The organism is Actinomadura rubrisoli (assembly GCF_004349215.1).
In the GTDB taxonomy this organism is placed as follows: domain Bacteria; phylum Actinomycetota; class Actinomycetes; order Streptosporangiales; family Streptosporangiaceae; genus Spirillospora; species Spirillospora rubrisoli.
Genome location: NZ_SMKU01000008.1, coordinates 23,481 through 44,950, shown reverse-complemented (window position 1 = coordinate 44,950; position 21,470 = coordinate 23,481). Strand labels below are relative to the sequence as shown.

Below are 21,470 nucleotides of genomic sequence, written 5' to 3'. Positions count from 1 at the left end.
CCACCATGGCGCAGGCGCTCAACGCCGCGCTCCGCGACGCCCTGGACGGCGACGAGCGGGTCGTGGTCTTCGGCGAGGACGTCGGGACGCTCGGGGGCGTGTTCCGCGTCACCGACGGGCTGGCGGCGAAGTTCGGCGACGACCGCTGCTTCGACACGCCGCTCGCCGAGGCCGGCATCGTCGGCTTCGCGGTCGGCATGGCCATGGGCGGGTTCCGGCCCGTCGTGGAGATGCAGTTCGACGCGTTCGCCTACCCGGCGTTCGAGCAGATCGCCTCGCACGTGGCGAAGACGCGCAACCGCACGCGGGGCCGCCTGGAGCTGCCGATGGTCATCCGCATCCCGTACGCGGGCGGCATCGGCGGCGTCGAGCACCACTGCGACTCCAGCGAGTCCTACTACGCGCACACGCCGGGGCTGAAGGTCGTCACGCCCGCCGCGGTGGACGACGCGTACTCGCTGCTGCGGGAGGCGATCGACGACCCCGACCCCGTCGTCTTCCTGGAGCCCAAGAAGCTGTACTGGTCGAAGGCGGAGGTCGAGCTGCCGGCGCGGACCGGGCCGTTCGGCCGCGCCGCGGTCCGCCGCCCCGGCCGGGACGCGACGGTCGTCGCCTACGGCCCGTCCGTGCCCGTCGCGCTGGAGGCCGCGGAGGCCGCCGCCGAGGAGGGATGGGACCTGGAGGTCGTCGACCTGCGGACGATCGTCCCGTTCGACGACGCCACGGTCGTCGCGTCGGTGCGCAGGACCGGCCGGTGCGTCGTGGTGGCCGAGGCCGCGGGCTTCGCGGGCGTCGGCGCGGAGATCGCCGCCCGCGTCCAGGAGCGCTGCTTCCACAGCCTGATGGCCCCGGTGCTGCGGGTGACCGGGTTCGACATCCCGTACCCGCCGCCGATGCTGGAGCACCACCACCTGCCGAACACCGACCGGATCCTGGACGCGCTCGACCGGCTGCAGCGCGACGACGAGCCCGACACGCGCTTCCTGCCCGTGAATGGCGCGGCATGAGCGCGACCGAGGTGTTCCGCCTTCCCGACCTCGGCGAGGGGCTCACCGAGGCCGAGATCCTGGCCTGGCGGGTCCGCGCGGGCGACACCGTGACCGTCGACCAGAGCGTCGTGGAGGTCGAGACGGCCAAGGCCGCCGTGGACGTGCCCATCCCGTTCGCCGGGACGGTCGCGGAGCTGTACGCCGAGGCCGGCTCCGTCGTCGGCGTCGGCGAGCCGCTCATCGCGGTGACCGTCCCGGACGGGTCGTCCGCCAACAAGGAGCGGCACCGGGAGGAGGAGCACGCCGGCTCGGGCAACGTGCTCGTCGGCTATGGGACGGGCACGCCGCGCCGGTCGCGCCGCCGCGCCCGCGCCCAGGCCGCCCGCGCGGTGCCGGCGTCCCCCACGCCGGCCCCGCAGGCCCCGCGCGTCATCTCGCCCGTGGTGCGCCGCCTGGCGCGCGACCACGGCGTCGACGTCCGCGCGGTGGCGGCCAGCGGGCCGGGCGGCGTCGTGCTCCGCCGCGACGTCGACGCCGCCATCGCCGCCGCGGCGCCCCCGGACGCACCGGCGTCCGAGGACGGCGTGGTCCGTGTGCCGCTCACGGGGACGCGGCGGGCTATCGCCGAGAAGCTGTCCCGCAGCCGCCGCGAGATCCCCGACGCCGGCACCTGGGTCGACGTCGACGCCACGCCCCTGGTGGAGCTGAAGGACGACATCAACCGGGCGAGCCCGGACGCGCACGTCGGCGTGCTGGCGCTCCTCGCCCGGGTGTGCGTCGCGGGCCTGCGCCGGTTCCCCGAGCTGAACGCCCACGTGGACACCGCGCGCGAGGAGATCGTCCAGATGCCGCGGGTGCATCTCGGCGTCGCCGCGCAGACGCCCCGGGGGCTGGTGGTGCCCGTCGTCCACGACGCGGACCGGCTCACCCTCGCCGAGCTCGCCGCGCGGCTGCGCGAGCTGACCGGCGCCGCCCGCGAGGGGGGCCTGACCCCGAGGGACCTCACCGGCGGGACGTTCACGCTCAACAACTACGGCGTCTTCGGGGTGGACGGCTCGAACCCGATCCTCAACCACCCCGAGGCGGCCATGCTCGGCGTGGGGCGGATCGCCGACCGGCCCTGGGCGTTCGAGGGCGAGGTCCGGCTCCGCAAGGTCGCGCAGCTGTCGTTCACCTTCGACCACCGGGTCTGCGACGGCGGCGTCGCGGGAGGGTTCCTGCGCTTCGTCGCCGACTGCGTCGAGCGCCCCGGGGTACTGATCACGCACCTGTAGACCGGGCCGCGCGCCCGCCGGCCGCGTCGCCTACGATGCGGGCAGGCGTGATCGGACGCGGGCCCTCACCCCGCTCCGACCGGACGCTGGGAGGAGCCAGGTGCGGACGCGCAACCGGACGCGGGTGGTGCCGGCGGTCGTCGGGACGGCCGTGGCCGTGACCCTCGCCGCCGACGTGGCGGTGATCGCGTCGGGACGGCTGGAGGACGGCGGGCGCCCCGGGGCCGGGAACCTGGTGTCGGTGGCGGGCGACGCCGCCCCGCCGGTGCCCGTCGTCGCGCCCCTGACCCGCCGCTACACGCCGCACCTGCTGATCGCGGGGACCGTCCCGCTGCCGCCCGCCGCCGTCGAGCGCGCCCGGCGGATGCGGGGCGTCGCGGGCGTGACGGTCGTCGACGCGGCCCGCGCGCAGGTCGGCGGACGGCGGGTGGGACTGCTCGGCGTCGACCCGTCGGCGTTCCGGGCGTTCGCGCCGCGCGAGACGGCCGAGTCGGACCAGCTGTGGCGGATGGTCGCCACCGGCGGGCTCGCCGTGTCCTTCGACCTGGGCCGGGACGGGTCGCTGCCGCTCGGCGAGGTCGTCCCGGCGGGCAGCAGGGCCCACCCCGGGCAGGTGCGGGTCGGCGCCTACGCCTCGATGGGCATCGGGGACGTGGACGCCGTGGTGTCGCGCGCGCAGGCCCGCACGCTCGGGATGCCGGACGGCAACGGCCTCGTCCTCAGCGCCCCCAGGACCGACGCCGGCAAGCTCGCCAAGCGGCTCAAGAAGATCCTCCCGCGCGGCACGAAGGTCGCGGCGCTGGGGCCGTCCGTTCCGGCGGGCAACGCCGTGCCCAAGGGCCGGCCGCGGGTGACGGGCCGCCCGGACGGGACGCCGGGCGGCCGGACGCCGATCACCGGCAACATGATGACGCCCACGATGCGGACCATGCTGCTTGAGGTGGACGGGATGTTCGGCCCCTTCCCCACCATCGGCTGCTACCGCGCCGGCGACCCGCAGGACCACGGCGACGGCCGGGCATGCGACTTCATGGAGAGCACGGCGGGTCTCATGCCGACGCCGAGCGCGCAGCGGCACGGCGACCAGGTCGCGCAGTACGCGATCAGCAACGCGCGGCGCCTCGGCATCTCCTACGTGATCTGGAGGCAGCACATCTGGAACGCGCGCGGCGGCGGGTGGCGGCCGATGGCCGATCGCGGGAGCCTCACCCAGAACCACCACGACCACGTGCACATCTCGGTACTGCGCTAGCGAACGGCCTTCGGCAGCTTCTGCTCGCACCAGACGACCTTGCCGGTCGCGGTGCGGCGGACGCCCCAGCGCTCCGCCAGCCGCCCGACGACGTGGAGGCCGCGGCCGGTCTCGCGCATGTCGCCCTCGTTGCCGTGGCGGATGCGGGGACGCCCGTCGGAGGTGTCGAAGACCTCGCACACGAGCCCGCCCTCGCGGATGAGCCGGAGCGTGATGCGGCCGCCCGCGTGCCGGATCGCGTTGGTGACCAGCTCGGAGACCAGCAGGGCGGTCGCGTCGGCCAGCTCGTCCAGCTCCCAGCGGGCGAGCCGGTCGCGGACCAGGCCGCGGGCGCGCCGCACCGCGGCGGGCTCGGCGGGCAGCTCCCAGGAGGCGTGGTGGTCGGACGGGATGCGCCGCAGCCGGGCCAGCAGCATCGCGATGTCGTCGCGGTGCTGGTCGTCGTAGACGCCGTCGAGCGCGGCCTGGCAGAGCTCCTCCAGCGTCCGGGTGGTGGCGTCGGGCCCGAAGGTGCACTGGAGGCGGGCGAGGCCGTCGTCGATGTCGCGGGCCCGGTTCTCCACGAGGCCGTCGGTGTAGAGGAACAGCAGCGTCCCGTCCTCGACGGCGAACTCGCGGCTGACGATGGGCTCGCCGCCGACGCCGAGCGGCGGCGCGGGCGGGACGCCGAGGAAGTGCGAGCCGGTGCCGGGCGGGGCGATCAGCGGCGGCAGGTGCCCGGCGCTGGCGACCTCGCAGCGGCCGCTGACCGCGTCGTAGACGACGTAGGCGCAGGTGGCGAAGTGGGGCTCGCGCTCGCCGAGCGTCCGCATCAGCGAGTCGAGCCGTTCCAGGGCCTCGGCGGGCGGCAGTTCGAGCCCGGCGAGGGTGTGGATGGCGGTGCGGAGCCGGCCCATGGTGACGGCGGCCTTGACGCCGTGCCCGGCCACGTCCCCGACGACGAGGGCGACGCGCGCGCCGGGCAGCGCGATCGACTCGTACCAGTCGCCGCCGACCTCGATGAGGCGGCTTCCGGGCAGGTAGCGGTGGTGCACCTCGACCGGCGAGGGCGCCGACAGCCCGGTGGGCAGGAGGCTGCGCTGCAGGGTGAGCGCGGTGGCCCGCTCGCGCCCGTACCGGCGGGCGCTCTCGATGAAGATGGACGCGCGGGAGGCGAACTCCATGCCGATCTCGACGTCGTAGGCGTCGAACGGGCGGTGCGCGACGTTGCGGCCGCAGGCGAAGAAGCCGAGCACGCCCCCGCCGGACATGATCGGCAGCAGCAGCATCGAGGAGCCCTTGAGCAGGTCGGCGACCGGCGGGCGGCGCCAGAGCGCGGCGATCCGGGCGGCGCCGTCGCCGCCGAGGCCGACCAGGACGGGCTGCCCGGTGTCCAGGCACCGCGTGTACGGGGTGCCGTCCGGGTAGACGAGGGCCTCGCCGGTCGGGAACGTCGCGTCCCACGCCGGATCGTCGTCGTCGAAGCCGATGGCCATCCGGCGCATCAGCGGGCCGTCGGCGCCCACCGGGGGCTCGTCGGCGTCGACGAGGCTGTCGCGCAGCAGCAGCGCGCCGGAGTTGCAGAAGTGCGGGACCAGCACGTCCATCAGACCGCGCGCCAGCAGGTCGAGGTCGAGCGTGGAGCCGATGCGCGGGAGCGCGTCGTCCAGCAGCGCCCTGCGGATCACGGCCGGATCGACGAACCGGTCGGCGAGCGGCACCGGCACGCGGACGACGGCGAGCGCGGCGAGGCCGGGCGCGCCGCCGCTCAGGGGGTGGACGGTGACGACGGCGTCGAGCGTCACGCCCGCCGGGGTCTCCACGGCGAGCATCGCGGTGCGCTCCCGCCCGGCCTTGAGCGCCTCCCGCAACGGCTCCGCCGCCCCGGCGATCACCTCGTCGAGCCGGGCACCGAGCAGGCCGTCCGGATCCGCCGACAGAACGGCGGCGGCGTTTCGGTCGAACTGGAGTATTCTCCCCGACGAATCCATGCCGAGAATCAGAATTCGGGTGGACGACTCCATCGCTCGATTATGGGACATGGAGCGGCCCGATGAGGCCGATACGGCAGGGGAAACCGGCCCGGAGCCCCGTTCCTGCGGGGGATCCGGGGGCATGGCCCCTTTGGCGCCGCGTCGGCGATTTCCGCGCGTCCGGACAGGCCGGGCGCCCTTTCAGCGGGCGGTGAATCGCGCCGGCGGCGTGCTCAGCGCGGTGCCCGCTCCTCGTCCAGGAACTGCTGCCAAGTCCGTTTGCCGACCGCGTGGTCGCGGGCCAGATGGTGCCCTGCCCGGAACCCGCGCGCGGCGCTCCCGGCCAGCGGGACGGGCAACCGGGCCCGCCGCCGCCCCGTCGCCCGCAGGTAGGAGCGCGCCATCTCCTCCAGCGTGAGGACCTCCGGCCCGCCCATGTCCTCCACGCGCCGGGCGGGCCCCGCCGCGAGGGCCAGCTCGGCGAGGCGCTCCGCCACCTCGCCGGCGTCGATGGGCTGGCAGCGCAGGCCCGTCGGCAGCGGCATGACGCCGGGGACCTTGGCGAGGACGTCCAGGACCATCGCCGGCAGGGTGTGGAACTGGGTCGTCCGGAGGATCGTGTAGGGCAGGCCCGACTCCTCGATCAGCCGCTCGACCGCGTGCTTGGTCTTGTAGTAGCCGTAGGGGATCCGGTCCACGCCGACGATCGAGATGTAGACGAGGTGCGGGGCGCCCTGCCTGCGCGCCGCCTCGACCAGGCCGCGCGTCGCGGGCAGGTCGCTCTTGGGATGGCGCGGGTCGCTGGCGCAGTGCACGATCGTCTCGGCTCCGGCGACCGCCGCGTCGACGCCCCCGCCGGTCCTCAGGTCGCCCTGGTGCCAGGTCACGCCCTTCTCCGGCGCCCTGGCGCCACGGCTCAGCGCGTGCACGTCGGCACCGTCCCCGGCGAGCCGGCGGACGAGGGGCCGGCCCAGCGTGCCGCTCGCCCCGGTCACGAGAATCATGATCTCCTCCTTTGCGCCGCCCTCAGGGCGCCCTAAGAGCCTCCGAAGACCTGGGGCGGCGGAACGGGTGTGATGATCTGCTCGCCGTCGTGGAGCGGCGCGGCCCCGGCGCAGAACGCGGCCAGGTCGTGGCCCTCCAGCAGCCGGGCGCGGGTGATGCCGCCGGCCGCGCGGCGGGTCAGCTCCGCCGCGGGCAGCGGGCGGCGCGACCCGGCGACGATGAGGTTGCCGAACCGCCGTCCCCGCAGCACGCCCGGGTCGCCCATCAGCAGCGTGTGCCGGAACACCGACCGGACGGTGGCGACGACGCGGCGGGCGAACGGCAGCCGGAACCCGTCCGCCACGTTCACCAGGTACACGCCCTGGTACCGCAGCACCCGCGCGACGTCCTGGACGAACTCGCGGGTGGCCAGCTCGACCGGCATGGCCGCCTCGGCGAACGCGTCCATGACCGCCAGGTCGTCGGCCTCGTCCGGGAGCGCGGCGACCCCGGTGCGCCCGTCGGTGACGCGGATCCGCAGGCCCGGCACGCCCTTGACCGGCAGCTGCTCGCGGACGAGCTGCACCAGCTCCCCGTCCGGCTCCAGCACGACCTGCCGCGATCCGGGGCGGGTCGCGGCGATGTAGCGCGGCAGCGTGCATCCCGCCCCGCCGATGTGCACGGCGTCGAACGGCTCGTCCGGCGGGGCGAGCGCGTCCACGACGTCGCCCATCAGCCGCATGTACTCGAAGTCGAGGTAGGTGGGGTCGGACAGGTCCACATAGGACTGCGGCACGCCGTCGACGAGCAGCATCCAGCCGCCGTCCCGGTCGGCGTCGCGGAGCAGCTCGGCCTCCCCGCCGGCGATCGGGTAGCGATCCGGCCGGGGCCCCGGCCTGCCCTTGCGCGCCATGCCCCCCACCCTACGGAACCCTTCCGCGCGCGCCGCTCCGGCCCGCGTCCCGTCCGGCGTCCCGCCTCCGACCTGCGCCCTCAATGATCGCCGCAGCCGTTCCCGGGGCCGGGTCGCGGAACCGGCCGCGGGTCAGGCGCGGTCGGCGAGGATCTCCTCGGAGGCGAAGTGGCAGGCGCTGGGATGGGCCGAGCCGTCCCGCTCGCGCAGGGCCGGCTCCTCCTGCGCGCACAGGTCCCGCGCCTTCCAGCAGCGGGTGCGGAACCGGCAGCCGGACGGCGGGTCCAGCGGGGAGGGCGGCTCGCCCTCCAGGTGGATCTGCCCGCCCGGCCCGGACGCGTCGGGGTCCGGGACGGGCACGGCCGACAGCAGCGCCTGCGTGTACGGGTGGGTCGGGTGCTCGTAGATCTGCGTCTCGTCGCCGGTCTCGACGACCTTCCCGAGGTACATGACGGCGACGCGGTCGGAGATGTGGCGCACGGCGGCCAGGTCGTGGGCGATGAAGACGTACGCCAGGCCCAGCTCGCGCTGCAGCTCGGCGAGCAGGTTCATCACCTGCGCCTGGACGGAGACGTCCAGCGCCGACACCGGCTCGTCGCAGACGATCACGTCGGGACGCAGGGCCAGGGCGCGGGCGATCCCGACGCGCTGCCGCTGCCCGCCGGAGAACTGGTGCGGGTAGCGGCTGACGTGGTCGGGGTCGAGGCCGACGAGTTCCAGCAGCTCCTGGACGCGCGCGCGCCGCTCCCCCTTGGGAGCCACCTCGGGGTGGATCGCGAACGGCTCTCCCACGATGTCGCCGACGGTCATGCGGGGGTTGAGGGACGAGTACGGGTCCTGCAGCACCATCTGGATGCGGCGGCGCAGCGCGCGCAGCTCGGCCTTGGACAGGGCGAAGATGTCGCGGCCCTCGAAGCGGACGGTTCCCGCCGTGGGACGCTCGGCGGCGAGCAGCAGCTTGGCCAGGGTGGACTTCCCGCACCCCGACTCGCCGACGACGCCGAGGGTCTCGCCGCGGCGCAGCTCCAGGTCCACGCCGTCCACGGCCTTGACGTGGCCCACCGCGCGCTTGACGACCACGCCGCGGGTCACCGGGTAGTGCTTGACCAGGCCGTCCACCCGCAGGATCGGGCCGTCACTCGGCTCCGGCACTGTGGACCTCCTCGGCGAAGTGGCAGGCGGCGTCGTGCCCGGGCGCGACGTTGACCAGCGGTGGCCGCTCCGCGACGCAGACCGCCTCGGCGCGCGGGCAGCGCGGCTGGAACGGGCAGCCGGGCGGGAGCGCGGCCGGGTTGGGCGGCGTCCCCTTGATCGGGACGAGGGCCGCGCCGCGCCGGTCGAGGCGCGGCACCGAGGCGAGCAGGCCGCGCGTGTAGGGGTGGGCGGGGCGCGCGTACAGCCCCCGCGCCGGCGCCTGCTCGGCGACCGACCCCGCGTACATGACGACGATCCGGTCCGCGACGCCCGCGACCACGCCGAGGTCGTGGGTGATCAGCACCATGCCCATGCGCAGCTCGTCCTGCAGCCCGGCCAGCAGCCGCATGATCTGCGCCTGGACGGTCACGTCGAGCGCGGTGGTGGGCTCGTCGGCGATGAGCACGTCGGGCTCCAGCGCCAGCGCCATGGCGATCATGATGCGCTGGCGCATGCCGCCGGAGAACTGGTGCGGGAAGTCGCCGAGCCGCTGCGCGGCGGACGGGATCCGCACCCGCTCCATCAGCTCGACGGCCTTCGCGGTGGCCGCCTTGCGCCGCAGCCCGCGGTGCACCTGGTACATCTCGCGGATCTGGTCGCCGACCGTGAACACCGGGTTCAGCGCGGTCAGCGCGTCCTGGAAGATCATCGAGATGCGGTCGCCCCGGTAGGCCCGGCGGCGGCGCTCGGGCAGGCCCAGCAGCTCCTCGCCGCGCAGCCGCACCGACCCCTGCGTGATGCGGGCGGGCGGGGTGTCGAGGATCCCCATGACCGCCTGCGCCGCGACGCTCTTGCCCGACCCCGACTCGCCGAGGATCGCGACCGTCTCCCCCTCGGCGAGGGTGTAGGACAGGCCGTTGACCGCGTGCACGTCCTGGCCGCGCACGCGGAACCGCACGTGCAGGTCGTCCACCACGAGCAGCGGGGGCACCGGCGGCGTAGCGTCGGTCGGCGCGCTCCTCAGTTCCGTCGTCATCGCTTCGTCACCGCAGCTTCGGGTCGAGGGCGTCGCGGACGGCGTCGCCGAGCATCAGGAAGCTCAGCACCGTGGCCGACAGGAACACCGCCGGGAAGATGAGCAGGTGGGGATGGTCCACGAAGGCGTCCTGCGCCTGGTTGAGCTGCAGGCCCCACGAGACCTCCGGGTACTGCAGGCCGACGCCGAGGAAGTCCAGCGTCGCCTCGCCCGCGATCACGTTGCCGACGTTGAGCATGGCCACCACGATCACCGGGGCCAGCGCGTTCGGCAGGATGTGCCGCGCCATGATCCGCCGGTCCGAGGCGCCCAGCAGCCGCGCCGCCTGCACGTAGTCGGCGTCGCGGACGGAGATGACCTGCGCCCGCATGATGCGGATCATCGTCGTCCAGCCGCATATCACCAGCACCAGCGTCATCGCGCCGATGCCGTGCCCGGGGAAGGCGACCAGGATCACGGTGGCGCCGAGCACGAACGGCAGCCCGAAGAACACGTCGGTGATCCGGGCGATGACCGCGTCCAGGAGGCCGCCGTAGTAGCCGGCCAGCATCCCGAACAGCAGCGCGATGACGAACGCGAACAGCGTGACGGCGACGCCGATCAGCAGCGTCGGGCGGGCGCCGTGCACGACGTGCGCGTAGTAGTCGCAGCCCGCGAGGTCGGTGCCGAACCAGTGATCGCCGGACGGCCCGAGCTTGGCGCGGTTCGGGTCGCAGCCCTCGTTGACGCCCTTGCCCGCGAACACCCGCGGGACGACCGCCATCACCGCCACCGCGGTGAGGACGGCGGCCGACCCCCAGAACACCCAGCGGCGGCGCAGGTCCCGCCACGCGTCGTCCCACAGGGACGCCCTGCCGATCTCGCCGCCCACGACCGCGACGGCCGCCGCGGCGCTGCCCGGCGCGCCCGCGCCGGCGTCCGCCGGGGGTTCCGGCGCCGCGCCGGGCGGCTCAGGGCCCGGCCCGCCCGGTTCCTTGGTCTTCATCGCCCATGCCTCACTGGAGTCGAACCCCCACTGTCGAACGCCGTACCGGCATCGTGCCCCTCCACACGTCCCCCAAGGGTCACTCGTACCGGATCCGGGGATCCAGCAGCCCGTACAGCAGGTCCACGACGAGGTTGACCAGCAGGAAGATCAGCACCAGCACGGTGACCGCGCCGACCACCACGGGCCCCTCCTTCAGCTGGATCGACTGGAACACCTGCTGGCCGATGCCGGGGAGGTTGAAGATGCCCTCGGTCACGATCGCGCCGCCCATCAGCGACCCGAAGTCCACGCCGAGGTAGGTCACGACCGGGATCAGCGAGTTGCGCAGCGCGTGCCGGCCCACCACCCGCGCCCGCGACAGCCCCTTGGCGTTCGCGGTGCGCACGTAGTCGGCCCGCAGGTTCTCCGCGAGGCTGGTCCTGGTGAGCCGCGCGACGTAGGACAGGCCGAGCGAGCCCAGGACCATGCCGGGCAGCAGGTAGCTCACCGGCCAGCCCTCGTCCGTCCCGGCCGTGGGGAAGATCTCCCAGTGCAGGCCGAACAGGATCTGCGCGGTGTAGCCCAGCACGAACACCGGCACCGCGATCAGCAGGGTCGTCCCGCCCAGGACCAGGGTGTCGGCGAGCCTGCCGCGCCGCAGGCCCGCCCAGACCCCGAGCGAGATCCCGATGACCAGCTCGAACAGCCACGCGGTGACGGCGAGCTGCGCGGTCACCGTCCAGCGCCCGCCGAGCATCTCCGAGACCTTCTGCCCGTCGTAGTTCTCGCCCAGGTTCCCCTGGAACAGCCCCCACATGTACTTGCCGTACTGCACCAGCAGGGGGTCGTTCAGGTTGTACCGCTCCCGCAGGGTCTGCAGGACGTTCTCGGGCACGGGCTTGTCCCCGGCGAGCGCCTGGATCGGATCGCCCGGCAGCGCGAAGACCAGGGCGTAGATGAGCAGCGTCGTGCCGATGAAGACGGGGACCGCCTGCAAGAGCCGCCGGAGGACATAGCGCCACATCGCCGGCTACTTCACTGTCACTTCGTTGGCCAGGAGCCCGGTCGCGTACGCCGTGATGGTGACGTTGCCGACCTTCTTGGACCGGCCGCCCTGGCCCGCCCACGTCCAGAGCGGGATCATCGGCATCTCGCGGATGGCGACGTCCTCGGCCTGGTTGTAGAACCTCAGGGCCTCCTGCGGGTCCGCCGACCGGTTCGCCTTGGCGATGAGGCCGTCGAACTCCGGGCTCTTCCAGCCCATGCGGTTACTGCCCGTGCTCCACAGGTTCTCCAGGTAGTTCTGGGCGGTCGGGTAGTCGGCCTCCCAGTTCTGCCGGTACGGGCCCTTCTCCGTGCGCTTGTTCAGCATCCCGAAGTAGTCGGACGCGGGGACCTGCCGGAACTGGATGTCCTGGATGCCGAGGTTCTGCCGCAGGGAGTTCGCGACGATCTGCATCCATTGGTAGTAGGTCGGCTGCGCGTTGGAGAAGTACAGCTCCAGCGTCCCCTTGAAGCCGCCCGACTTGGCGTACAGCTCCTTGGCCTTGGCCGGGTCGTAGGTGCACAGCTCGCCGCACGCGTTCGGCCGGTGCCCCTCGATGATCGCCGGGAGCAGCGAGTCGGCCGGGAAGAAGTCGCCGTTGTAGACGGCCTTGTTGATGCCCTGACGGTCGATGGACATCGAGATCGCCTTGCGCAGGTCCGGGCTCGCGAACCGCTTGTCGAACAGGGGGAAGCCCAGGTAGTCGATCGTGCCCATCTTGCGGGGCAGGAACCGGTCGCCCAGCAGCCGCTTGGCCTCGGACACCTTGGCGGAGGGGATCGTCTGGAGCACGTCGATCCGGCCGGCCCGCAGGTCGGTGTAGGCGGTGTCGGCGCCGGAGTAGCTCTTCCAGATGACGCCCTTGTTCTTCGGCTTGCGCGACCCGGTGTAGCCGGGGAACGGGACGAGCTTGATCTGCTTGTTGCGCTCCCAGTTCCCGCTCATCATGTAGGGGCCGTTGCCGATCGGATGCTCGTCGAAGCCCTTGACGTCCTTCAGGCCGGCCTTCGGCATCGGCGCGAACGCCGGGTAGGTCAGCAGCTGGGGGAACTGGTTGAACGCGTCGGTCAGGGTCACCTTGAGGGTGGCCTCGTCCACGACCTCCACGCCCGACAGCTTGTCGGCCTTCGGCTTGGCGTCCTCGTCCTCGGGGTTCATCTCCGCGTACCCCTGGAAGTGCGAGAAGTAGTCGTTGGCGCTGAAGGCGTTCGGGCCGTACGCCGCGGTGTTCCAGGCGTCGGCGAAGCTGCCCGCGGTGACCGGCTCGCCGTTGTGGAACCTCTGCCCCGGCCGGACCTTGACCGTCCAGACCTTCTGGTCCTTCGTGGTGACCGACTCGGCGGCCAGGTTCACGGTCTTGCCGTCCCTGGTGAGCCCCACCAGGTTGTCGAACAGGCCGCTGAGCACGTCGAACGAGTAGCTGCTGGTGGTGTTGCCGGGCACCAGGTGGTCGGGTTCGGAGTGGCCGACGGTGAACGTGCCGTCCGACGAGCCGTCACCGCCGCCGCAGGCCGCGAGCCCGAGCGACGCCGCGAGCACCACCGCGGCGAGCCCCGCGGTCCCCCGGCCGGCGCCCGTGCGCCCGCGGACCTTCCGGCTCGCACCCCTGAGGCTGGTCATGCTCCTCCTCGTGCCCTGTCGGTTCCTACGGTGTCGCTTCGTGCGGCGGCACCTGCCCACCGCGTCTCAGATTGGTGGCAGCGTTGTACCGCGCGGGCCGTTTGGGTACATCGCTGCGGGATTCGAAACCGGATCGATACGTTGTTGATCACTCGTTGACAGAGGTCAGCGGGGGGTGAAAATGAAGGTTTGTTACGAAAGGCGGGTGTGGGAGTAATGGGGCAAAGGGTTCGCGAGGAGTCCGGGGACGCCGCCGCGGCGGGCGCGGGGGCCGCCTCAGCGGGCGTGGAGGCGGCGGAGATCTGCGGTGATCTCATCCGCCTCGACACCACCAACCAGGGCGAGGGGGTGGCCCGTCCCGAACGGCCCGCCGCCGAGCACGTCGCCGCGCTCCTGGACGAGGTGGGCGTCGCGTCCACGATCGTCGAGTCGGCGCCCGGCCGGGCGAGCCTGCTCGCGCGCGTCCCCGGGACCGACCCCTCCCATCCGGCGTTCCTCGTCCACGGGCACCTGGACGTCGTGCCCGCCGACGCGTCCGAGTGGAGTGTCCCCCCGTTCTCCGGCGAGGTGCGGGACGGGTGCGTGTGGGGGCGCGGCGCGGTCGACATGAAGGGCACCCTCGCGATGACGCTCGCGACCGTCCGGCGGCGGCTGCGCGAGGGCCGCCGCACGCGCGGCGACCTGGTGCTGGCGTTCCTCGCCGACGAGGAGTGCACGGGCGACTACGGGTCGCGGTACGTGGTGCGCGAGCACCGGGAGTTCTTCGAGGGCTGCGCCGAGGCGATCAGCGAGTCGGGCGGCTTCAGCGTGGACGCGGGCGGCAGGCGGATCTACCCGATCGCGACCGGCGAGCGCGGCACCACCTGGATGCGGCTCACGGCGCGCGGCACCGCGGGCCACGGGTCCAAGCCCGCGCCCGACAACGCCGTCGCCGAACTCGCCCACGCCGTCTCCCGGCTGGCCTCCCACACCTGGCCCGTCCGGCTGACCCCGGGCGTCCGGGCCCTGCTGGACGGTCTGGCGGACGCGCTCGGCACCACCATCGACCACGACCGCCTCGACGAGGAGGCCGCGCGCCTCGGCGGCGTCGGCCGGCTGTTCGAGAGCACGATCCGCAACTCGGCCAACCCGACCCGGCTGGACGCCGGCTACAAGATCAACGTTGTGCCCGGCACGGCGACCGCCCAGGTGGACGGCCGGTACCTGCCGGGCACGGGCGAGGAGTTCCTCGCCACCGTCGACCGGCTGCTCGGCCCGAAGGTCACGCGGGAGTTCCTCAACTACGAGGAGGCCCCGGCCGCGGACCCGGCCGGGGACACCTTCCACACGCTCGCCGGCGCGCTGCGCGCCGAGGACCCGGCGGCGTGCCCGGTGCCGTACGTGATGGGGGGCGGCACCGACGCCAAGTCCTTCAACCAGATCGGCATCGCGAGCTTCGGATTCGCGCCCCTGCTGCTCGGTCCGGAGCTGGACTACTTGGGGATGTTCCACGGCGTGGACGAGCGGGTCCCGCTGGAGGGCCTGGCATTCGGCACGCGCGTCCTCGACCGCTTCCTCGATACGCGTTGATTCAATGCGTCCTAGTCGGGGGTGGCGGAGCGGCGGGACCAGCGGTAGACGGGGAGCCGGCCGTGGGGGGTGTCCCGGTGCCGGGCGGTGGCCTGGAAGTGCTCGTATCCACCGCGGAACGGCAGCCTCAGCTCGACACCGGGAGGGGTGATCCCGACGATCCGGTCCGGCAGGTCCGCCGGACCGCCTTCCAGGAATGCCTTCAGCGAGGTGTCCATAGATCGGATCGTCACACGGTGCGGCCCTCGCGCCAATCCTCCGGAAGGAGGTATCCGTGCGACCCCGCCCTCACCGCGACTTCTGGTAGCTCCCGAACGACAGGACCGCGAGGCCCACGGTCGCCGCGGTGAGCGCCAGCAGCGCGCCGCCGTGCGCGGCGACCGAGCCCCAGTCCGGGTCGTCGGACAGCGCGGCGCGCCCGGCGTCCAGGGCCCAGCTCACCGGGTTGCCGGACGCCACGTGCCGCATCCAGCCCGGCATCAGGCCCTTGGCCATGAACGCCGACGACAGGAACGTGAGCGGGAGCAGCAGCATCACGTTCAGCCCGATGATGGTGTTGCGGTCCCGCACCAGCAGCGCCAGGGTGTTGGACAGCGCGGCGAGGACGACGCCGACCAGCACCGCCATCGCGACGAGCACCGCGAGGCCGGCGGCGCCGCCCGGGTAGTGCGCGCCCGCCGCCCGGCCGAGCGCGATGATCACCGCGGACTGGAACGCGGTGCTGATCGCCTGCTCGGCGACGCCCGCGTTGGTGATCGCGCCGCGGCGCACCGGGGTCACCAGGAACCGGTCGAGCGTGCCGCGCTCGATCTCGTCGATGGTGCCCATCCCGGCGAAGGAGTTCAGCGACACCGCGTTCATGATCACGACGCCGGGGACGAGGTAGTCCAGGTACGAGCCCGTCCCGAATCCCGGCAGCTCGACGACCTTCTCGAACAGCCCGCCGAACAGGAACAGCCACACGACCGGCTGGACGAGGGTGATGACGAGCACGGCGGGCCTGCGGAGCAGCGCGGACAGCCGGCGGTGGGTCATCCACCACGTCCCGGCGAGGAGCGCGGTCATCGGGCACCTCCGGCGGTGACGGCGTCGGCGGCGGCGGTCCCCTGGGCCGGGGCCTCGGAGGCGGGAGCGGCGTCGGCCTGGGCGAACCGGCGTCCGGCGTAGCGCAGGTAGACATCGTCCAGGGACGGCCGCGCGACGGTCGCGGCGGCGGCCGGGATCCCGGCGTGGTCCAGCGCGGCGAGCACCGCCGGCACCGCGGCGGCGCCGTCGTCGGCCCGGGCGCTGAGCCGAGGCCCGTCCACGAGGACGTCGCGGACGCCCGGCAGGCGGCCGAGGGCCGCCCGCGCCAGCGCCTCGTCGGGCGCCTCCCGCCACTCCAGGTGGACGGCGTCGCCGCGCAGCTCGCCCTTGAGCGCGTCCGGGGTGCCCTCGGCGACGACGCGGCCGCGGTCGACGATCGCCACCCGCCGGGCGAGCCGGTCGGCTTCGTCCAGGTAGTGGGTGGTGAGCAGGATCGCCAGGGCGTCGTCCCCGGCCAGACGCGCGATCTCCGCCCACATCGCCGTGCGCGCCTCGGGGTCGAGGCCGGTGGTCGGCTCGTCCAGGAACAGCACGCGCGGCCGGTGGACGAGGCCGAGCGCCACGTCGAGGCGCCGCTGCATCCCGCCGGAGTAGGTCTTCACCGCGCGGCGCGCCGCGTCGCCCAGGCCCAGCCGTTCGAGCAGCTCGCCCGCGCGGCGGCGCACCTCGGCGCCGCCCATCCCGTACAGGCGGCCTTGCAGGATCAGGTTGTCGCGCCCGCTGGCGTCGGGGTCGGCGCCCGAGCGCTGCGACACGACGCCGATGAGGCGCCGGACCCGGTCGGGGCGGCGCAGCACGTCGTGCCCGGCCACGGCCGCCTTCCCGCGGTCGGGCCGGATCAGCGTGGTGAGGATCTTGACCGTGGTGGACTTGCCGGCCCCGTTCGGGCCGAGCAGGCCCAGGATCTCCCCCGGGCCGACGGTGATGGACAGATCGTCCAGGGCCCGGACGTCGCCGGGATAGGTCTTGACGAGGCCCTCGGCCTCGATGGCGTGCGCCATGGTCGCCTCCGTTGCGCGCGGAGGACCCCGGATAGGCTGGTGACCGCGGTCTCGCCGCCGGGTCCCGCTCCGCGCGTGGATCGGGTGGTGGGTTCCGGTCCCGGCGGCGGTGTTGCCGCACCGCCACCGGGACCACTTCTGCTCAGTTCTCCGTCGCGCCCCTTTCCGCCAGCTCCGCCACCTCGGCGGGGACCCGCCCGGTCTCGTGGAACGCGCGCCACAGGTCCAGGCCCGGCAGCGAACCGCCGGTGATCTCGGCCAGCAGCCCGCGCACCCAGCCGGCCTCCGCCCGCCGGACGGCCAGGTCGTACTCGGCCTCCAGGAGGAAGATGCGGGGCACCTCGTCCTCGGCCGCCAGCGCCGCCGCGTCCTCGGCGATCTCGCGGTCCAGGGCGTCGAGCCGCCTGCGCAGCAGTTCGGCCGCCTCGTCCGGGCCCAGGGCGCCCATCACCGACAGCCCGGCCTTGAACCGCGGATGCTCGCGCTCGGGCACCCCGATCAGCTCCCGGACCCAGTCGGCCAGCTCCTCCAGGCCCGCGTCGGTGATGCGGTAGACGGTCCGCTCGGGCCTCGCGCCCTCCCGGGCGCTCCCCGCCACGGCCAGGAAGCCGTGCTTCTCCAGGTTCCGGACGACGGTGTAGAGCGAGCCCCACTTGACGTCCATGTCCCTGTCCTTGCCGCGCGCGCGCATCAGCGACGCCATCTCGTAGGGATGCATGGGCCTGGCCGACACCGTGGACAGGACGGCAAGGCCGAGGAGGTTGCTCACCTTGCGCCGCTTGGGCATCCCGACTCCTCGTGGACGAATACTCGCGTGCAAGTATATCGAGGGCGCGGCGCCGCGTCCAGGCCGGTCCCGGACGCCCTGATCACCTGGGCCCGCGCCCGGGTAGGAATGCGGCGTGGACTTCTCCAGCTCGGCCGACGAGCTCTACGGCGCCGTCCCGGCCGAGTTCGTCGCCACCAGGACGCGGCTGGCGCGGCAGGCCAAGGCGGACGGCGACGCCGCGCTCGCCAAGCGGATCGGGGCGCTGCGCCGCCCAACGCTGCCCGCGTGGGCGGTCAACCTGCTGTCGCGCTCGGCGGCGGACGACCTGGGCCGCCTGCTGGACGTCGGCGCCGAGATGCGCGCCGCGTGGGGCTCGGGCGGCGGGCTCGGCGACCTCGAACAGCGCCGGGCGCGGCTGATCCGCGATCTCGTGCGCAGGGCGGGCGAGCTGGCCGCCGAGGCGGGCAACCCGCTGCGCGAGCAGGCCGTCCGGGAGGTCGAGGACACCTTGCAGGCCGCCACCGTGGACGCCGACGTGGCCGATGAGGTCCGCGCGGGACGGCTCTCGCAGCCGCGCAGCCACACCGGCTTCGTCCCCGCCGGCTTCCCCGCGGCGCCGCGCCCCGACGGCGACGGCCGCCCGGAGCCCAGGGCCGAGAGGCGGCCCGAGGCCGGGAAGGACCGGGAGCAGAAGCCCAAGACCGGAAAGGCGGGCGCGCCGCTGGAGGAGCGCCCCGCCCAGCCGAAGGCGTCGCGCACGAGCGAGGAGCGCCCCGCGAAGCCGAAGGCGGGCGCGCCACCTGAAGGGCGTCCCGCCGCCAAGCCGAAGGCGTCGCGGACGAGCGGGGTCCGCGCCAGGCGGGCCGAGTCGCTGCGCAAGCGGGCCGAGGAGGCCGAGCGCGCGCTCGGCGAGCGCGCGGAGCGGGCCGGGGCGGCGCGCGAGGAGGCGGAGGCCGCGTCCGCCGAGGTGGGGCGCCTGCGGCACGAGCTGGAGCGGGCCGTCGCCGCCCGCGACGCGGCCGTCCGCAGGGCCGAGCGCGCCGAGCAGTCCCGGGCCAGGGCGGACGAGGCGGCGCGCGAAGCCCGCGAGGCCGCCGCGCAGGCCCGCCGCGCCGCCGGGCGGGACGCCGGGCACCGCTGACCCGCCGCTCGGCACCGGCCGGCCAGGGGTGCGACGAATCGGATATTCAGCATGAAGTAGGTTCGACCCCGAACGTGATTCGATTGTCGAGGGGGGCGCGGTGACGGCACCGGTCGTGGAGCAGCCGACGGACTGGACCGAACCCGGCGCCCATCAGGTGGCGCCGGGGGTGCACCGGATCCCGCTCGCGCTGCCGATCCCCTCGCTGCACGCCGTCAACGTGTACGTCATCGAGGACCCGGGCGGCCCGGTGGTCATCGACTCCGGCTGGGCCATGCCCGACACGCGCGCGTCCCTGGAGGGCGCGCTCCGCACGCTCGGGCACCGGCTGGACGACGTGGCGCAGTTCCTCGTCACCCACGCGCACTGGGACCACTACTCCCAGGCCCTGGCGCTGCGCGAGTCGTTCGGCACCCGGGTGCGGATCGGCCGCGGCGAGCGGCCCTCGATCGAGGCGTTCGACGTCCGCCGGGGGCTGCACCCCCGCCAGGTGGACCTGCTGCGCCGCTGCGGCGCGGGCGACCTGGCCGACGAGATCGCCGGCGCCCCCGTCGACACCTCCGGGCGGAGCGTCCCCGACGCCATGCCGGACGCCTGGCTGGACGACGAGGAGCGCGTTCCCCTGGCCGAGCGGGGGCTGGACGTGTTCGCCACGCCCGGGCACACGCGCGGACACGTCGTGCTCCGCGACGCCGCCGCCGGGCTGCTGTTCGCCGGGGACCACGTGCTGCCGCACATCAGCCCGTCCATCGGGCTGGAGACCGAGCCCGAGCCGAAGCCGCTGCGCAGCTACCTGGCGTCGCTGCGGCTCGTCCGGGACATGCCCGACACGCTGCTGCTGCCCGCGCACGGCCCGGTGAAGGCCAGCACGCACACGCGGATCGACGAGCTGCTCGACCACCACGCCGCCCGCCTCGACGCCGCCGCCGGGCAGGTCCGCGCGGGGCACGCGACGGCCTTCGAGGTGGCGCGGGCCATCCCGTGGACGCGCCGCAAGCGCAAGCTGGACGACCTGGACTCGTTCAGCCGGATGCTGGCGGTGCTGGAGATCGAGGCGCACCTGGACGTCCTGGCCGACCAGGGCGTCCTGGACGCGCACGAGGACGGCGGGGTCCGCCGCTACGCCCCTCGCGGCTGACCCCTCCGCCCCTAGGGCGCTTGCCGGTCAGCCGGGGACCGCGGACGGGTCGCGGCCGAGGTAGGCGAGCAGGCGGTCGTTCGGCCCGGCCGCCGGCGGCACCGGGACCGGCGGCGCGAACAGGCCGTGCCGGGTCGCGTCGGTGACCACAGTCGAGGCGAGCCTGAGCAGCTGGCCCGCGAGGGCGGGCGGGATCGGGCGCGGCCGCCCGGTGGCCCAGGCGACGTCCCAGCCGTGCACCGCGATCTCGATGGCCCCCGTCCCGGCGACCAGGCTCCCGCGCATGGGGCAGCCGCCGACGGTGACCGATCGGTCGTCCTCGGCCGCGGCCGTCCAGGCCCCGAGCAGCCGGTCGGCGCCCGCGCGGAAGCCCACCACGAGCGCGGCGGCGGAAGCGCCCGCCTCGGCGGGCCCCAGATCGTCGTGCCCCGGGTCGTCGTCCGGGAAGAGCCGCACCGAGCCGGTGTCGACGGCCTCGCACAGCGCGGCCAGGGACTCGGCCATATGCCGCAGCAGGGCCTCCAGGTCCCAGCCCCGGCACGGCGTCGGACGCCGGAGCGTCTCGGCCGTGACGGACTCAAGGACGCCGACCGCGAAACCGATCGACCTTTCCAGCAGCCCGGAGCCGTAGCCCCGCAGCGCCGCCGTCTCCACCGCGTCCATCGCACCCCTCATCCTCCTGGGGGCGCCATCCCCCACAAGGACCGACTCCGCCGCGTCCCGAAAGTCACCGGACGGGGCCGATGATTTCCGGTGCGCCACCAAGTCGGTACCAAATGACCGCACGCACCCCTGTTTCGGACGGAGGAGAAGGCATGGCCCTTCCGGAGGTCGTCACGCGCGAGGAGTGGGTGGCCGCGCGCAAGGCGCTGCTCGTCAAGGAGAAGGAGCTCACCCGGGCCCGTGACGCGCTGAACGCCGAGCGTCGCCGCCTGCCCATGGTGCGGATCGACAAGGACTACGTCTTCGAGGGGCCCGACGGCAAGGCGGGCCTGCTCGACCTGTTCCAGGGCCGGAGCCAGCTCATCGTCGGGCACGTGATGTGGGACCCGTCCTGGGAGCGCGCCTGCCGGAGCTGCTCGTCCGGGCTCGCGGAGATCTCCGTGGGGCACCTGCGCCACCTGCGCGACCGCGGCACCGCCTACGCCGCGGTGTCCCGCGCGCCGCAGTCGAAGATCGGGCCGTTCCGGGCGGAGATGGGCTGGGTGTTCCCCTGGTACTCCTCGTACGGCAGCGACTTCAACTACGACTTCCACGTCACGGTCGACGGATCGGTGGCGCCGGAGGAGTACAACTACCGCACCGCCGACGAGTACCGCCGGGCCGGCGAGCGGGCCTTCCTGGACAGCGAGCGCCCGATGGAGCTGCCCGGCTCCAGCTGCTTCCTCCGCGACGGCGACGCCGTCTACCACACCTACTCCGCGTACGCGCGCGGCACCGAGCAGGTCGGCGGCTCCTACTACTTCCTCGACATGACGGCCCTCGGCCGCCAGGAGGAGTGGGAGGAGCCCAAGGGCCGCGGCTCAGGCGGCGTGCAGGCGGGCGGCAAGCTGCCCTATCCCGACGAGTACGACGACGAGTACTCCCACTGAGAGCGCCG

Annotated in this window: 20 protein-coding genes; 7 read left to right on the top strand and 13 right to left on the bottom strand. The window is 74.0% G+C overall.

The genetic code is table 11. The annotated features are described in order from the left end of the window. The first annotated feature begins 5 nt into the window (after window positions 1–5). The 3 genes from E1298_RS03785 to E1298_RS03775 all read left to right on the top strand — a co-directional run bounded on the left by E1298_RS03785 (window position 6) and on the right by E1298_RS03775 (window position 3,515). Window positions 6–1,007, top strand: coding sequence for an alpha-ketoacid dehydrogenase subunit beta (locus E1298_RS03785; RefSeq protein WP_131889362.1), 1,002 nt, complete (start codon window positions 6–8; stop codon window positions 1,005–1,007). Then, window positions 1,004–2,263: a dihydrolipoamide acetyltransferase family protein gene (locus E1298_RS03780; protein ID WP_131889330.1), complete on the top strand. Its 1,260-nt coding sequence runs from the start codon at window positions 1,004–1,006 to the stop codon at window positions 2,261–2,263. The genes E1298_RS03785 and E1298_RS03780 overlap by 4 nt, the downstream gene beginning before the upstream one ends. A gap of 100 nt (window positions 2,264–2,363) precedes the next feature. Beyond that, entirely contained in the window at window positions 2,364–3,515 is a 1,152-nt protein-coding gene (locus E1298_RS03775) for a VldE C-terminal domain-containing protein (RefSeq protein WP_131889329.1), read from the top strand. Here the strand turns inward: E1298_RS03775 and E1298_RS03770 are convergent. The 8 genes from E1298_RS03770 to E1298_RS03735 all read right to left on the bottom strand — a co-directional run bounded on the left by E1298_RS03770 (window position 3,512) and on the right by E1298_RS03735 (window position 13,166). Further along, a complete protein-coding gene (locus E1298_RS03770; RefSeq protein WP_131889328.1) occupies window positions 3,512–5,485 on the bottom strand; it encodes a SpoIIE family protein phosphatase in 1,974 nt (657 codons plus the stop codon). The genes E1298_RS03775 and E1298_RS03770 overlap by 4 nt on opposite strands. 215 nt (window positions 5,486–5,700) lie before the next feature. Beyond that, window positions 5,701–6,471, bottom strand: coding sequence for an SDR family oxidoreductase (locus E1298_RS03765; RefSeq protein ID WP_131889327.1), 771 nt, complete (start codon window positions 6,469–6,471; stop codon window positions 5,701–5,703). Window positions 6,472–6,503: 32 nt separating this feature from the next. Beyond that, entirely contained in the window at window positions 6,504–7,364 is an 861-nt protein-coding gene (locus tag E1298_RS03760) for a spermidine synthase (protein WP_131889326.1), read from the bottom strand. Between the two features lie 132 nt (window positions 7,365–7,496). Next, window positions 7,497–8,516 carry an ABC transporter ATP-binding protein gene (locus E1298_RS03755; protein ID WP_131889325.1) on the bottom strand — a complete coding sequence of 340 codons (1,020 nt, stop codon included), beginning with the start codon at window positions 8,514–8,516 and terminating at the stop codon, window positions 7,497–7,499. Then, on the bottom strand, window positions 8,500–9,534 hold the full coding sequence (locus E1298_RS03750) for an ABC transporter ATP-binding protein (RefSeq protein ID WP_131889324.1): 1,035 nt from the start codon (window positions 9,532–9,534) through the stop codon (window positions 8,500–8,502). Before E1298_RS03750 ends, E1298_RS03755 begins: the two co-directional genes overlap by 17 nt. Before the next feature lie 7 nt (window positions 9,535–9,541). Next, on the bottom strand, window positions 9,542–10,519 hold the full coding sequence (locus E1298_RS03745; RefSeq protein ID WP_207944420.1) for an ABC transporter permease: 978 nt from the start codon (window positions 10,517–10,519) through the stop codon (window positions 9,542–9,544). A 79-nt stretch (window positions 10,520–10,598) separates the two neighbouring features. Further along, window positions 10,599–11,525, bottom strand: coding sequence for an ABC transporter permease (locus E1298_RS03740; RefSeq protein ID WP_131889323.1), 927 nt, complete (start codon window positions 11,523–11,525; stop codon window positions 10,599–10,601). A gap of 6 nt (window positions 11,526–11,531) precedes the next feature. Continuing rightward, on the bottom strand, window positions 11,532–13,166 hold the full coding sequence (locus tag E1298_RS03735; RefSeq protein ID WP_131889322.1) for a peptide ABC transporter substrate-binding protein: 1,635 nt from the start codon (window positions 13,164–13,166) through the stop codon (window positions 11,532–11,534). A gap of 216 nt (window positions 13,167–13,382) precedes the next feature. On the opposite strand from E1298_RS03735, the gene E1298_RS03730 reads away from it, so the two are divergent. After that, window positions 13,383–14,735: a M20/M25/M40 family metallo-hydrolase gene (locus tag E1298_RS03730; protein ID WP_131889321.1), complete on the top strand. Its 1,353-nt coding sequence runs from the start codon at window positions 13,383–13,385 to the stop codon at window positions 14,733–14,735. An 11-nt stretch (window positions 14,736–14,746) separates the two neighbouring features. Here the strand turns inward: E1298_RS03730 and E1298_RS03725 are convergent, their stop codons facing one another. The 4 genes from E1298_RS03725 to E1298_RS03710 all read right to left on the bottom strand — a co-directional run bounded on the left by E1298_RS03725 (window position 14,747) and on the right by E1298_RS03710 (window position 17,609). Beyond that, window positions 14,747–14,953 (bottom strand): DUF5988 family protein, encoded by a 207-nt coding sequence (locus E1298_RS03725; RefSeq protein ID WP_131889320.1) that lies wholly within the window; start codon window positions 14,951–14,953, stop codon window positions 14,747–14,749. Window positions 14,954–15,023: 70 nt separating this feature from the next. Continuing rightward, window positions 15,024–15,800 (bottom strand): ABC transporter permease, encoded by a 777-nt coding sequence (locus E1298_RS03720; protein ID WP_131889319.1) that lies wholly within the window; start codon window positions 15,798–15,800, stop codon window positions 15,024–15,026. Further along, entirely contained in the window at window positions 15,797–16,822 is a 1,026-nt protein-coding gene (locus E1298_RS03715; protein ID WP_131889318.1) for an ABC transporter ATP-binding protein, read from the bottom strand. The genes E1298_RS03720 and E1298_RS03715 overlap by 4 nt, the downstream gene beginning before the upstream one ends. A 142-nt stretch (window positions 16,823–16,964) precedes the next feature. Beyond that, complete coding sequence (locus E1298_RS03710; protein WP_131889317.1) at window positions 16,965–17,609, bottom strand: PadR family transcriptional regulator; 645 nt, start codon at window positions 17,607–17,609, stop codon at window positions 16,965–16,967. Between the two features lie 115 nt (window positions 17,610–17,724). On the opposite strand from E1298_RS03710, the gene E1298_RS03705 reads away from it, so the two are divergent. After that, a complete protein-coding gene (locus E1298_RS03705; RefSeq protein ID WP_131889316.1) occupies window positions 17,725–18,732 on the top strand; it encodes a dihydrolipoyllysine-residue succinyltransferase component of 2-oxoglutarate dehydrogenase complex in 1,008 nt (335 codons plus the stop codon). Window positions 18,733–18,832: 100 nt separating this feature from the next. Then, on the top strand, window positions 18,833–19,870 hold the full coding sequence (locus tag E1298_RS03700; protein ID WP_131889315.1) for an MBL fold metallo-hydrolase: 1,038 nt from the start codon (window positions 18,833–18,835) through the stop codon (window positions 19,868–19,870). A gap of 27 nt (window positions 19,871–19,897) precedes the next feature. Here E1298_RS03700 and E1298_RS03695 read toward each other — a convergent pair whose 3' ends face one another. Continuing rightward, window positions 19,898–20,533 (bottom strand): TIGR03086 family metal-binding protein, encoded by a 636-nt coding sequence (locus E1298_RS03695; RefSeq protein ID WP_131889314.1) that lies wholly within the window; start codon window positions 20,531–20,533, stop codon window positions 19,898–19,900. Between the two features lie 152 nt (window positions 20,534–20,685). Between E1298_RS03695 and E1298_RS03690 the strand changes: the two genes are divergently transcribed. Then, window positions 20,686–21,462 carry a DUF899 domain-containing protein gene (locus tag E1298_RS03690; RefSeq protein ID WP_131889313.1) on the top strand — a complete coding sequence of 259 codons (777 nt, stop codon included), beginning with the start codon at window positions 20,686–20,688 and terminating at the stop codon, window positions 21,460–21,462. Window positions 21,463–21,470 lie beyond the last annotated feature (8 nt).

Coding starts and splice junctions, on each gene's coding strand:
- E1298_RS03780 (WP_131889330.1), top strand. CDS start 1,004: ATGAGCGCGACCGAGGTGTTCCGCCTTCCCGACCTCGGCGAGGGGCTC.
- E1298_RS03730 (WP_131889321.1), top strand. CDS start 13,383: ATGGGGCAAAGGGTTCGCGAGGAGTCCGGGGACGCCGCCGCGGCGGGC.
- E1298_RS03770 (WP_131889328.1), bottom strand. CDS start 5,485: ATGGATTCGTCGGGGAGAATACTCCAGTTCGACCGAAACGCCGCCGCC.
- E1298_RS03760 (WP_131889326.1), bottom strand. CDS start 7,364: ATGGCGCGCAAGGGCAGGCCGGGGCCCCGGCCGGATCGCTACCCGATC.
- E1298_RS03745 (WP_207944420.1), bottom strand. CDS start 10,519: ATGAAGACCAAGGAACCGGGCGGGCCGGGCCCTGAGCCGCCCGGCGCG.
- E1298_RS03720 (WP_131889319.1), bottom strand. CDS start 15,800: ATGACCGCGCTCCTCGCCGGGACGTGGTGGATGACCCACCGCCGGCTG.
- E1298_RS03710 (WP_131889317.1), bottom strand. CDS start 17,609: ATGCCCAAGCGGCGCAAGGTGAGCAACCTCCTCGGCCTTGCCGTCCTG.
- E1298_RS03715 (WP_131889318.1), bottom strand. CDS start 16,822: ATGGCGCACGCCATCGAGGCCGAGGGCCTCGTCAAGACCTATCCCGGC.
- E1298_RS03725 (WP_131889320.1), bottom strand. CDS start 14,953: ATGGACACCTCGCTGAAGGCATTCCTGGAAGGCGGTCCGGCGGACCTG.
- E1298_RS03765 (WP_131889327.1), bottom strand. CDS start 6,471: ATGATTCTCGTGACCGGGGCGAGCGGCACGCTGGGCCGGCCCCTCGTC.
- E1298_RS03690 (WP_131889313.1), top strand. CDS start 20,686: ATGGCCCTTCCGGAGGTCGTCACGCGCGAGGAGTGGGTGGCCGCGCGC.
- E1298_RS03695 (WP_131889314.1), bottom strand. CDS start 20,533: ATGGACGCGGTGGAGACGGCGGCGCTGCGGGGCTACGGCTCCGGGCTG.
- E1298_RS03735 (WP_131889322.1), bottom strand. CDS start 13,166: ATGACCAGCCTCAGGGGTGCGAGCCGGAAGGTCCGCGGGCGCACGGGC.
- E1298_RS03740 (WP_131889323.1), bottom strand. CDS start 11,525: ATGTGGCGCTATGTCCTCCGGCGGCTCTTGCAGGCGGTCCCCGTCTTC.
- E1298_RS03750 (WP_131889324.1), bottom strand. CDS start 9,534: ATGACGACGGAACTGAGGAGCGCGCCGACCGACGCTACGCCGCCGGTG.
- E1298_RS03785 (WP_131889362.1), top strand. CDS start 6: ATGGCGCAGGCGCTCAACGCCGCGCTCCGCGACGCCCTGGACGGCGAC.